Consider the following 12,258-nt stretch of genomic DNA (forward strand, 5'->3'; position numbering starts at 1 on the left):
GAATCAATAGGCACAGCGTCTGGCGCATGCCACTCCGAGCCGAAGGCGAGGAGGGCGCATGAGTCTGATCAGCGTGAGGGATCTCGTCGTGCGGATCGGCGACCGGGTGATCGCGTCGGTCCCCGAGCTCGACGTGGCCGCCGGGGAGTGCGTGGCGCTCGTCGGCGAGAGCGGGTCGGGCAAGACGACCACCCTGCTCAGCACGCTCGGCCTCGTGCACGGCGCGGACGTCTCCGGCCGGATCACCGTCGGCGACGTGGACGTGCTCACGGCGAGCCCGGCCCGGCTGCGGGAGATCCGCGGCTCGCGGGCCGCCCTCGTGATGCAGAGCCCGCAGGCCGCGCTCAACCCCACCATGCGCCTGGGCACGCTCATGCGCCGCGCGCTCGCCCGCCACGGCGTCAAGGGCGCGGACGCCCGGGAGCGGGCCGAGGAGGGGGTCCGCGCGGTGCTGCTCGACCCCGGGATTCTGCGCCGCTATCCCCACCAGGTCTCCGGCGGGCAGGCGCAGCGGTTCGCCATCGCGCTGGCCCTCGCGCTCGGTGCGGAGGTCGTGCTGGCCGACGAGCCGACGAGCGCGCTGGACGTGACCGTGCAGGCCGAGGTGGTCGCGGTGCTGCGCCGGCTGCGCGACGAGCGTGGCCTCGCCGTGCTGCTGGTCTCCCACGACCTCGCGCTGGTCTCCACGATCGCCGACCGGGTCGTGGTGATGCGCGACGGCGCCGTGGTGGAGAGCGGGCCCGCCGCCGAGGTGTTCGCCCGGCCGAGCGACCCCTACACCCGCGAACTGATCGCCGCAGTGCCTGCACTGCCCGAAGAAGCCGTTCCCGCACTGCCGGAAGCCGAGGAGGGGGCATGACGCTGCTCGCCGCCGAGGGGGTCACCCTCGCCTACGGCACGACGGCGGTGGTCCACGACGTGAACCTCGCCGTGGACGAGGGCGGAGTGGGACTCATCGGAGAGAGCGGCTCGGGCAAGACCACGCTCGCCCGCGCCCTGCTCGGCCTGATGCGCCCCCGCTCCGGCACCGTCCGGTATGGCACTGGCGACCTGGCCGGGCTCGGCAGGGCCGGCCGGGCAGAGTTCCGCCGGGCCGTGCAGCCGGTCTTCCAGGACGGCAGCGAGGCGCTCGACCCCCGCATGACGGCCGGGGCGTCGATCGCCGAGGCGCTCACCACCCACCACCGCATGTCCAGGGCCGAGCGGGCCGACAGGGTCGCCGCGCTCCTCACCGACGTGGGGCTCGACCCCGGGATCGCCGCCCGCAGGCCGCACGAGATGTCCGGCGGCCAGCGGCAGCGGGTGTCCATCGCCCGGGCCCTGGCCGTGGAGCCCCGGCTGCTGGTGCTCGACGAGCCCACGAGCGCGCTCGACGTCACCGTGCAGGCGCGGATCCTCGACCTCCTGGAGCGGCTGGCCGCCGAGCACGGGCTCGGCTATCTGCTCATCACGCACAACCTCGGCGTCGTGGGGCGGCTGTGCCGTACGTCGTCGGTCATGTTCGCCGGGCGGGTCGTCGAGTCGGGCCCGACCGGGGAGCTGCTCACCCGGCCGGCCCACCCGTACACCCGGGCGCTGCGCGACGCGGTGCCGCGCATGGGCGGCGAGCCGCCGCGCGCGGCCGGGCGGACCGAGGCGGCCGCGGCGGCGACGGGGTGCCCGTTCCGGCTGCGCTGCCCCCTCGCGGTGGACCGCTGCAGTGCAGAGGCACCGCAGGCGCGTGAGGTCGAAGGGCGTAAAGTGGCATGTCATCGCGCGGAGGAGGTGCTGCACACCCCGGCCTCCTCGGCTCCGCGCGTCCCCCACGGAGGTGAGGCCCCCGATGCGCCGCGTCAGTGACCTTCTCAGGACGCCCGCGGGCCGCCGGCTGACGCTCGTCGCCGGGCCCTGGGACGCCCGGGAGGTCGGCAGCGTCGTCCTCGTCGACGAGATGCGCGAGCTGACCACGGCGGCCCCCGGCGCGCTGGCGATCCTGTCGCGGCACGCCATGCGGTCGTGCGACGTGCTCGACGCGCTGCGCCTGGCCGGGCGCGGCGGCCTCGCCGGGATCGTGCTGCCCGGCCCTTCGGGCACGACACGGGAGATCGTGGAGCTGGCCAGGCGGGAGCGGGTCGCGCTGCTCGCCGGCGCCTCCGACCACTCGCTGTCGGACACCGTGCTCGGCCTCAGCGCGGCCGTACGCGCCGATCCCGGGCTGCTGCTGCGCCGTACGCGTGAGGCGATCGACGGCATCGGCGCGATGGAGGGCGCGGGGGAGGAGGACATCCTGCGCGCGGCATCCGCCTCCGTCGGCGTCTCGTACGTCGTCGCCGGCCTGGCCGACCCGGGGGCCAACGCGACGGTGATCCGGGTCGGCGGCCGGCCGGACGGCTACGTGTGCTGGGAGGGCGAGGACCCCGCGGCGGCGATCGTCGCCCAGGTCGTCGCGACCACGCTCGGCCGGGTGCGGGCGGCGGCGCGGGAGGCGGAGGCGGCTCGCGAGCGCGCGCTGCTGGCCCTGCTCGGCGCCAAGGACACCCGGACCGCCGCCCGCCGCGCCCGGCACGAGGGCGTCCCGGTGGACGGCTGGCACGTCGCGGTCTTCCTGCGCGACCCCGGTGGCGACGCGACCCCGGAGGCGGCGGATCCGGTGCTCCGCGAGGCGCGGGGGACCGCCGCCGCGTGGCCCGGCGCGCTCGGTTTCGGCGAGACGGCCGAGCTGTCGGCGCCGCCGCTGGTCACCCGGTGGCAGGACGGCGTGCTCGTGCTCCTCACCGCCGACGAGCGGACGACGCTCAACCTCCCGAATCCCCAGCGGCCGTCGAAACAGTGGCCGTCGGCGCTGCGCTCGTCGACACCGGGCCGGTCGTCCGCGGTGGGAGCGGGGCTCGGCACCTGCCAGGAGGGGCCGGACGGGCTGCGCCGTACGGCCGCGCAGGCACGGGCGGCCGCCGCTCGCGCCACGGCCGGGGAGGTGGTGCGGTTCGACCGGCTCGGGGTGCACGCGCTCCTCGCGGAGCTGAGCGGCAGCGACAGCGCGCTGGTGGCCGCCAGGGACATGCTCGCCCCGCTGGAACGCCTCGGGGCGCTCAGCGTCCACGCGGTGCCCACGCTGAAGGCCTACCTGGACAGCTGGGGCTCCCGCACCAGGGCGGCGGAGCTGCTCACCCTGCACCCCAACGCGGTGGCCCACCGGATCAGGCGCATCGCCGAGGCGCTCGACGCCGACCTGTCCGACCCGCAGACCCGCTTCGCGCTCCAGCTCGCCTGCCACGTGGTGCTCGACCACGACTGTTTCGCGGTGACTGTTTCGCGGTGACTGTTTCGCGGTGACTGTTTCGGGGGGACAACAACGGTGATCTCGTCGTCGTGAGGGCACATCGACGCGGCGTCCGGCCGCATCTACGTTGCCTGGCATGACAACGGTCATCGGAGTGGACGTCGGCGGCACCTTCACCGACCTCGTCCTCCACGACGCCGCGACCGGCGAGATCAGGGTCGCGAAACAGCCCACCACGCCGTCCGCGCCGGAACGCGGGGTCCTCGCCGCGGTCGACGCGGCGGTGCCCGCGGATCTGCTCGCGCGCTGCCGCCACTTCGTGCACGGCACCACCGTGGGCCTCAACGCGCTGCTCGAAAGACGCGGCGCGACCGTGGGCCTGATCACCACGGCCGGGTTCCGCGACGTGCTGGAGATCCGCAGGGGCGACCGCGACGACCCCTACGACCTGTTCTGGACCCCGCCGCCGCCGCTCGTGCCCCGGCGGCTGCGTCTGGAGGTGGCCGAGCGGGTGGCCGCCGACGGCTCGGTCGTACGCGACCTGGAGCCGGAGGACGTGCGGCGGGCCGCCGAGACGTTCGCCGCCGAGGGCGTGGACGCCGTCGCGATCGTGCTGGTCAACTCCTACGCCAACCCCGCGCACGAGGCGCGGGCGGCCGAGCTGCTCAGGCAGGCCGGGTTCGCCGGGCCGGTCTCGCTGTCGCACGAGGTGTCGGGGGAATACCGGGAGTACGAGCGCACCTGCACCACGGTCGTGGACGCCTTCGTCCGCCACCGCATGGGCCCCTACCTGCACAACCTCGACCGCGAGCTGCGCGCGAGGGGGTTCGCGGGCGAGCTGCTCGTGACCCGGTCCGGCGGCGGCGCGCTGGCGCTGGCCGAGGCCGCGGCCCGGCCGTTCGAGACGATCCTGTCCGGCCCGGTGGCCGGGGCCGCCGCCACCGCCCGCCTGGCCGCCTCGCTCGGTCCCTCCCTCGGCATCGGCACGGCCGTCGCCGCCGACGTGGGCGGCACCAGCTTCGACACCGCGCTCATCGAGGACGGGCGGCTCCCGCTGCTCTACCAGGGCGAGGTCGTCGGCCTGCCGCTGCAGAGCCCCTGGGTGGACGTGCGGTCGGTGGGCGCGGGCGGCGGCTCGATCGCGTACGCCGACGCGGGCGGCCTGCTGCGCGTCGGCCCGCGCAGCGCGGGCGCCGACCCCGGGCCCGCCTGCTACCAGCGGGGCGGGACCGAGCCCACGGTGACCGACGCCGCCCTGCACCTCGGCATGATCCCCCGCGGCCACATCTCCGGCGGCATCGAGCTGTCCGAGGACGCGGCGGCCCGCGCGCTGGCGCCGCTCACCGGCCCCACGGGCATCGACGGCGTGGACGCGGTCGCGGTGGGCGTGATCAGGATCGCCGCCGCGCACATGGCCCAGGCCGTACGCGGCGTGACCGTGGAGCGGGGCGTGGACCCGCGCGGCGGGGCCGTCGTCGCCTTCGGCGGCGCGGGGCCGGTGTTCGGCTGCCTGCTCGCCGACGAGCTCGACGTCGACACCGTGGTCGTGCCGCCCAACGCGGGCAATTTCTCCGCCGTCGGCCTGGTGCAGGCCGACATCGTGCGGACGGCCGCCCGCACGATGGTGCGCCCCCTGGACGACGAGGCGCTGCCGTTGGTCGAGCGGGTGACGGAGACGCTGTTCGAACGGCTCGCGCAGCCCGGAGCCGTACGCGAGGTGGACCTCGACCTGCGCCACCGGGGTCAGGAGCACACGCTGACGATCCCGGTGCGGCTGGGCGAGGACGACGTGGCGGCCGTGTCCGCCCGGTTCTCCGAGGCGTACCACCGGGCCTTCGGCCACACCCTGCCCGACCCGCTGGAGATCGTCACGGTGCGGGCGACCGGCCGGGTGGTCCTCGACGCGGACCGTCCGATGGTGCCCGCCCCGCCGTCCGGCGAGAGCGGGCGGGGGACGACGCGGCTGTGGTCGTTCCGCCGGGGTGCCTGGACCGAGGCCCCGGTCGTACGGCGGGAGGACCTGGACGGCGTGGCCGAGGGCCCGCTGCTGGTGGTGGAGCCGACCGCGACGACCTATGTGGACGCCGGATTCGCGGCGGAGACGCACGAGAGCGGCTGCCTCGTGATCACACGGAAGGACCGCTGATGACCATCGTCCGCACCCGATACGCGGAGGTCCACCCCGGACTTGGCGAGGGCGCCGACCCCGTCACCACCGAGATCATCCGGCAGGGCCTCAACGCGGCCGCCGACCAGATGAAGCAGTCGCTGATCCGCACCGCGTTCTCGCCGATCATCTACGAGGCGCTCGACTTCGCCGTCGCCTTCTACGACGCCGACATGTGCATGCTGGCGCAGGCCCCGACGCTGCCGGCGTTCATGGGCACGCTCGGCTTCTGCGTGCGGGAGGCCGTCGAGGGCGTCGGCGGCCCTGCCGCGCTCAGCCCCGGCGACGTGATCCTCTACAACGACCCGTACGGCACCGGCTCCCACCCTCAGGACGCGGCGATGGTGGTGCCGATCTTCCACGAGGACACGCTGGTCGCCTACTCGGCCATCAAGGCCCACTGGCTCGACATCGGCGGCAAGGACCCTTACTGCACCGACACGGTCGACGTCCACCAGGAAGGCACGATCTTCCCCGGCGTCAAGCTCTACGACGCCGGGCGGCTGGTCAGCGACGTCTACCGGATGATCCTGGCCAACAGCCGGATGCCCGAGATGGTCATCGGGGACATCAACGCGATGGTGGCCGGGGCGCGCACCGGGGCCGAGGCCCTCGGCGCGCTGGTGCGCAGGCACGGACTCGACACCTTCCGCCGCTGCGTCGCCCGCATGTACGCCCATGGCGAGGCGCTGGTGCGCGGCTGGTTCGAGCGCCTGCCCGACGGCGTCTACGAGGCGTCCAGCGTCATCGACTCCGACGGCGTGAACGGCACGCCGATCCCGTTCGGCGTCCGGGTCGTCGTGGAGGGCTCGTCGGTGACCGTCGACCTGACCGACTGCCCCGACCAGGTCGGCGGGCCGGTCAACTGCCCGCTGCCGTCCACCGTGGCGGCGGTGCGGATCGCGGTGGCCTTCCTCGCCGGGGCCGGTGAGCAGCCCAACGAGGGCCACTTCCGCCCGCTGGAGCTGGTCACCAGGCTCGGCTCGCTGTTCCACCCCGTACGGCCCGCGCCCTGCTTCATGTACGGCATCCCCTCCGACCACGCCATCGAGCTGATCATCAAGGCGCTGGCGGAAGCCGTGCCGGAATCGGTGCCCGCCGCCAGCGGCGGGGACATCAACGCCCTGGTGTGGTGGGGCAACCGCGAGGCGACCGGCGAGCCGTGGGCCGACGGCGCACCCCACCCGGTGGGCCAGGGCGCCTCGCCGTCGGGCGACGGCGCGAGCGCGCTCATGTACATCTCGGAGTCGGCCACCCGCTTCACCCCGGCCGAGGTGTGGGAGGCGCGCAACCCCTGGCGGATCGAGCGGCTCGCCCTGGCCGAGGACTCCGGCGGCCCCGGCCGGCACCGCGGCGGCCTGGGTCTCGACCTGTCCTTCCGCATCCTGGAGGACCAGTACCTCACCGCGGGCCTGGCCAGGACGGCGCTGGAGCCCTGGGGCCTGGAGGGCGGCCTGCCCGGCCGGCCCAACCGGCTCACGGTGGAGTATCCCGACGGGCGCGCCGAGGACTTCTCGCTGAAGACGCGGATCTTCCTGCCCAAGGGCGCGGTCGTGCACCTGCGCACCGGCTCCGGCGGCGGGTACGGCCCGCCGGAAGAGCGCGATCCCGAGGCCGTGCGGGCCGACCTGCGGGAGGGCTACATCACCGCCGGGCACGCCGCACGGCACTACCCGCACGCGCTGTGACGCGGCAGGTCACAGCGCGCGCAGGCCGCTGATCACCTCGGACAGGATGCCGGGCGTGGGGAAGCGCGCGACGTTGGCGGGTGGGCGCACCTGCACGAGCCCCTGCTCGTGGAGGTCGCCCACCAGCACGCGTACGACGCCGAGCGGCAGGTCGATCGCCGCGGCGATGTCCGCCAGCGACGCCGGGCGGGCGCACAGGCTGAGGATCATCCACTGTTCGGGACCGAGGCTCACCGGCGTCGGCCCGCCGGTCGCGGTCACGATGGCGACGAGGTCGATCTCCTGGCTGGAGGGCCGCACGCGTCCGCGGGTCAGGGCGTAGGCCGGCACGATCGGCCCGGCCTCCTCGTCCAGCCACTGGTCCTGCATGCGTTCCGTCACTTTCGGTCCTCCTCGCCGGTGTTCTCGTTCTCCTGAGGCCCCCGCTGCAGCGAGGCGAGGATGATGTCCTCCGGGGTGACCTCTCCCGCGGCGAGACGGGCGAGATCGGGATCCTTGGGGCCCACCATGAGCCCGGATGGGATCAGCACGATGGCGGTCGTTCCTCCATAGGGCGAGGGCCGCAGGGTCACGCGGATGTCCCGCCGTGCGGCCAGGCGCGCGACGACGAACAGTCCCATGCGGTCGGTGTCCGCGATGTCGAACTCCGGCGGGTCGGCCAGCCGTTCGTTCAGCTCCTCGAGCCGCTCCTTGGTCATGCCGAGCCCGCGGTCCTCGATCTCGACCGCGAAGCCCATGCCGACGAGCTCCCCGCGCACCGACACGGAGGTGTGCGGCGGCGAGAAGATCGTGGCGTTCTCGATCAGCTCGGCGATGAGGTGGATGACGTCGGCCACCGCGGCGCCGTCGAGCCCGTGGTCCTCCATCGGCAGCACGTTGACCCGGGCGTAGTCCTCCACCTCGGCCGCGGCCCCGCGTACGACGTCGTACATCGGGACGGGCTTGCGCCAGGCGCGTCCGGGGGCGTTGCCCGACAGGATGATCAGGCCCTCGGCGTGGCGGCGCATGCGGGTCGTCAGGTGGTCGAGCCGGAACAGCTCTTCCAGCATGTCCGGGTCCGTCGTGTGCCGCTGCATGCCGTGCAGCTGGGTCCGCTGCCGGTGCAGCAGCGTCTGGCTGCGCCGCGCCAGGTTGAGGAAGACCTGGCTGACACCCCGCTGCAGGCGGGCCTGCCCGATCGCGGCCTCCACCGCGGTCTCCTGCACGGTGGAGAAGGCCCGGCCCACGTCCTGGATCTCGGCGGTCCCGCCCACGGTCTGCAGCGGAGGCGCCTCGGTGGCCACGTCGACGTCCTCGCCCCGCTTGAGCTTGACCAGCACGCCCGGCAGCCGCTTGTTCGCGAGGTCGAGCGCGGCCTGCCGCAGGTCGGCCAGCTCGCGGGCGAGCCGTCCGCCGACCCGCAGCGAGATCAGGATCGAGGCGACGACCGCGAGGAGTCCGAAGCCTCCGGCCAGCACGGCCCGCCGCAGGATCGAGTCGGCGATCGGCGCGGCGCGCTCGGCGAGCAGGGCCGCCGCCTGGGTCTGCGCCTTCTGGAACGACTCGGCCAGGTCGTCGGAGGTCGACTGCCACACCTGCTGCGTACGCGCCGAGAGCTTGGGCGCGGCGATGATCTGCTCTTCCTGCAGCCGCAGCCGCTGGTAGAGCGGAGTGGTGATCAGGTTGACGTGGAGCTGCCGCAGGCCGGCGTCCAGCTCGGGCAGCGCCTGGTCGATGAGGAACCGGCGGTTGCCCACGAGCTGGGTGAACAGCTTGCGTTCCTCGTCGTTGAAGCCGCCCGACGGGCCGACCGCCGCCTCCAGCGCCTGCTCCCGGGTCAGCAGCTCCTTGGCGTACCCGAGCGAGATCACCACGCGCGACTGCTGGTAGATCGGGATGTCGTCGATCAGCGCCAGGCTGTAGTGCATGCGGTAGATCGAGTCGCTGACCAGGTTGTAGGTCTCGATGGCACGCAGCCGCTCGGACAGCCCCTCGTCGATCTCCGCCCGGATCTCGTCGATCTGGCTGAGGCCCGACAGCATCTCGTCGACCTGCGTGCGCATGGCCGGAGTGGTGGCCGAGCGGGAGGCGTCCGACAGGGCCAGCGTCCGGACCTGTTGCCTGGTCTTGTCCGTCCGCTGGCGCTGGAGGACCATGGCGTCGCGGTCGGTCGTCCGGTGCGAGCCGAGGTAGCGGGCCGTGGTCAGGCGCTCGGCCTGAAGATCGACGATCAGGGAGTCGGCGGGCCGCCGGAGCGTGGACCACAGCGTGTTGTAGGTGCGCAGGCTCAGGCTCTCGCCGATCGTGACGCCGGCGGTCACAGCCCACAGAGCGATCAGTGAGAAGAGTGGTACGAGCAGCAGGCCGATGAGCCGGGACCTGATCGGCCGGTCACGCCTGCGCGGACTCATGGCACCTCGCCCAATGAGGGACAAGCCTCACATAAAACCTTTTTGCGACAGGGATAGAGACTAGCAGTGAAGGTGTGCCGGATGAGGGGCCTGTGATCGGTTGGCCGGAAATATCGTGTCCAATCGTGATCTTGCAGTAGCGTCGATCATGGTAGACACGGAAAGGACCCGCACGCATGCGCCGCTTACTCGTGCTGGGAGTGATGGCCGTGCTGGCCCTGGCGGGCTGCGGCGGAGGCGAGGTCCGGGAGATCTCGGCCGCGAACCTCCCCTCGACGAAGGACTCCACCTTCGTCTACCTGTCCAATCTGGACGTCGTCACCGACTGGGATCCGGCGAGCTCGTACTCCAACGAGATCATGGCGATGCAGAACGTCTACGACTCGCTGACGATGTACAACCCCCGGACGCGCCGGGCCGCGCCACGCCTGGCCGAGCGCTGGCAGGCGTCGACCGACGGCAAGGTCTGGACCTTCACCCTGCGGTCCGGCGTGGTCTTCCACACCGGGCGGCCGGTGGACGCCGCCGCGGTCAAGGCGTCCGTCGAGCGCACCAAGCGGATGGGCGCCGGCGCGGCCTACGTCTGGGACTCCGTCCAGCAGATCACGGTCAAGGACCCGCTCACCGTGGAGTTCCGGCTGAAGTACGCGGCACCGCTCGACCTGATCGCCTCCTCCGACTACGCCGCATACGTCTACGACACCCGGGCGGCGGGCACGGGCGACCTCAAGAAGTGGTTCCAGGCCGGCCGCGACGCGGGCTCGGGGCCCTACACGGTGGCGAGCTGGAAGAAGGGCCGCGAGAAGGAACTGGTGCTGCGCGCCTTCGACCGCTACTGGGGCGGCTGGGAGGGCCCGCACTACCGGAACATCGAGTTCCGCGTGACGCCCGACCTCGACCGGGCCTACCGGCTGCTGCTGCGCGGCGAGGCGAGCTTCGTGGAGCGGCTGAACCCCGATCTGTTCCGCCGGGCCCGCGGGACCGCGGGCGTCCGCACCCTGCAGGTGCCGTCGTTCCAGAACATGCTCGTGCTGTTCAACACCGCCTCGGGCCCGCTGACGGACGTACGGCTGCGCAGGGCGGTGCAGAAGGCCATCGACTACGACGGCCTGATCGCCGCGCTCAAGGGGGCGGGGGCGCCTGCCTCCGGACTCGTCCCCGAGGGCCTGCTCGGGCACACGGCCGGATTCACCCAGAAGCAGGACCTGACCGCGGCCGCCGCGCTGCTGAACGAGGCGGGGTACGGCCCGGGCGGCAGCCCCCTGAGCCTGACACTGACCTACGCGCAGGGGGACGACGACGAGGAACTGCTCGTGCGCAAGCTCAGGAGCGCACTGGCCGAGCTGAACGTCCAGCTCGACGCCAAGGCCATGCAGTGGAACGACCAGTGGAACCTGGGCAAGTCCGCCGACCCGGCCAAGCGCCAGGACATCCTCGTCATGTACTGGTGGCCCGACTACGCCGACGCCTATTCGTGGTTCCTCAACGTCTTCCACAGCGCGGAGCCGGTGTCCTTCAACCTCACCTACCTCAAGGACCGGAACGTCGACGCGAGGATCGACCGTCTGCCGTCACTGGTGACGAACGACCGGTCCGCGGCGGAGAGGGCGTACACCGAGCTCCAGAGGACGCTCATCGGGGAGAAGGCCGTGGTGGCGGTGCCGTGGGTGTCCAACTATCAGCGGGCCTACCTGGGCAACGTTCAGGGGTACACCGACAACCCGGCCTACCCCAACGTCGTCTTCGTGCACGATCTCATCCCGGGCGGCTGAGCCGTTCAGCCCCGCAGGCTGCGGCTGACTCCGCCGCACACGGCGCCGCGGGCGGCGCGGGACCGCCGGGGCGCCGCCGGCTCGTCGAGGTGGGCGAGCATGGCCTGCGCGGCGACGGCGTCCGACAGGATCCGCTGCGCCTGCTCCCCGTCGGGAAGCTGCCCGTGCTCGGCCAGCTCGTGCTGGAGGAAGGTGAGCGCGGCGGGGTGCCCTGCGGCGTCCGCGGCCACGGTGGCGCGGGCGGCGGTCAGCAGAGCGAGGTAGTGCGAGCGCAGGATCGCCTCGCGGGTGCGCAACTGCTCCAGGTCGTCGAGCAGGGAGTGCGCGAGCTCGAGCAACTCGCTCGGCCGCGGCGGCTCGGCGGTGATGTGGGCGCGGATGTCGTCGAACTCCGACCGCATGATGATGGCCACCTCCAGCGACAGAAGTCCGGGCGGCCGGGTTGGCGCCGTACGGGGACTTCCGCATCGTCTTCGTAGCGCGGGGCGATTGCGAGCGGCTTGACGTTCGGTTGCGTGGGAAGGCGGCGGCCACGTGGAGCCGTCGCGGGACGCGGGGAAGACGGCCCTGCGCGGCTGTCGTCCCTCACGTGGATCCTCCCCGATCGTCCGTGCCGTCCCGGCTGATCGCCGCGGCGCTAAGTAGATGCCTGAGAGACGGATCTGGTTGTCCCCGCACGCTCGCCCGTTTTGCCGCGTATGGTGACCCGGCGCGTGGTCTCGGCTCCGACCTGCGGGAATAGCCGCCACGGCCTGGTGTGTTGGACAACCTGACGCGCACGCGCGGAGCCGGCGCAGCCGGGAATACCTCGGGTGGCGCGGGCGTTCTCCTCTAGTTGGGTCATGGCGGTGCCGGACCCTGGTAATCTTGTGGTGTCGGCGCGGTTCGGCGCACTCCTCTTCGATCACTTCGGTGGTTGTCTTGTGCGTGCGCGGGCTGTTGCCGGTGCTCTCCTCTGCTTAATTGATCTTTCGGGTCTGGT

The 12,258-nt window shown here is 72.9% G+C and carries 9 protein-coding genes; 6 read left to right on the forward strand and 3 right to left on the reverse strand.

Annotated features, from left to right (window positions below):
• Positions 1 to 58: 58 nt before the first annotated feature.
• From FLX08_RS19400 to FLX08_RS19420, 5 genes are all read left to right on the forward strand, one after another.
• On the forward strand, positions 59 to 859 hold the full coding sequence (locus FLX08_RS19400; RefSeq protein ID WP_142620282.1) for an ATP-binding cassette domain-containing protein: 801 nt from the start codon (positions 59 to 61) through the stop codon (positions 857 to 859).
• Positions 856 to 1,839, forward strand: coding sequence for an ABC transporter ATP-binding protein (locus FLX08_RS19405; RefSeq protein WP_142620283.1), 984 nt, complete (start codon positions 856 to 858; stop codon positions 1,837 to 1,839). The genes FLX08_RS19400 and FLX08_RS19405 overlap by 4 nt, the downstream gene beginning before the upstream one ends.
• Positions 1,823 to 3,298 (forward strand): PucR family transcriptional regulator, encoded by a 1,476-nt coding sequence (locus FLX08_RS19410; protein ID WP_142620284.1) that lies wholly within the window; start codon positions 1,823 to 1,825, stop codon positions 3,296 to 3,298. Before FLX08_RS19405 ends, FLX08_RS19410 begins: the two co-directional genes overlap by 17 nt.
• A gap of 97 nt (positions 3,299 to 3,395) precedes the next feature.
• Positions 3,396 to 5,405, forward strand: a complete 2,010-nt coding sequence (locus FLX08_RS19415; RefSeq protein WP_142620285.1) for a hydantoinase/oxoprolinase family protein — start codon at positions 3,396 to 3,398, stop codon at positions 5,403 to 5,405.
• On the forward strand, positions 5,405 to 7,114 hold the full coding sequence (locus FLX08_RS19420) for a hydantoinase B/oxoprolinase family protein (RefSeq protein ID WP_142620286.1): 1,710 nt from the start codon (positions 5,405 to 5,407) through the stop codon (positions 7,112 to 7,114). The genes FLX08_RS19415 and FLX08_RS19420 overlap by 1 nt, the downstream gene beginning before the upstream one ends.
• A gap of 9 nt (positions 7,115 to 7,123) precedes the next feature.
• Here the strand turns inward: FLX08_RS19420 and FLX08_RS19425 are convergent, their stop codons facing one another.
• Both FLX08_RS19425 and FLX08_RS19430 read right to left on the reverse strand, forming a co-directional pair.
• Positions 7,124 to 7,495 (reverse strand): DUF742 domain-containing protein, encoded by a 372-nt coding sequence (locus FLX08_RS19425; RefSeq protein WP_244312750.1) that lies wholly within the window; start codon positions 7,493 to 7,495, stop codon positions 7,124 to 7,126.
• On the reverse strand, positions 7,492 to 9,504 hold the full coding sequence (locus FLX08_RS19430) for a sensor histidine kinase (protein ID WP_142620287.1): 2,013 nt from the start codon (positions 9,502 to 9,504) through the stop codon (positions 7,492 to 7,494). The genes FLX08_RS19425 and FLX08_RS19430 overlap by 4 nt, the downstream gene beginning before the upstream one ends.
• A gap of 176 nt (positions 9,505 to 9,680) precedes the next feature.
• On the opposite strand from FLX08_RS19430, the gene FLX08_RS19435 reads away from it, so the two are divergent.
• On the forward strand, positions 9,681 to 11,276 hold the full coding sequence (locus tag FLX08_RS19435) for an ABC transporter substrate-binding protein (RefSeq protein WP_142620288.1): 1,596 nt from the start codon (positions 9,681 to 9,683) through the stop codon (positions 11,274 to 11,276).
• A 5-nt stretch (positions 11,277 to 11,281) separates the two neighbouring features.
• On the opposite strand, the gene FLX08_RS19440 is transcribed toward FLX08_RS19435, so the two are convergent.
• Entirely contained in the window at positions 11,282 to 11,677 is a 396-nt protein-coding gene (locus FLX08_RS19440; RefSeq protein WP_142620289.1) for a hypothetical protein, read from the reverse strand.
• Between the last annotated feature and the right edge of the window lie 581 nt (positions 11,678 to 12,258).

The sequence above is a fragment of the Microbispora hainanensis genome (assembly GCF_006874475.1).
GTDB lineage: Bacteria > Actinomycetota > Actinomycetes > Streptosporangiales > Streptosporangiaceae > Microbispora > Microbispora hainanensis.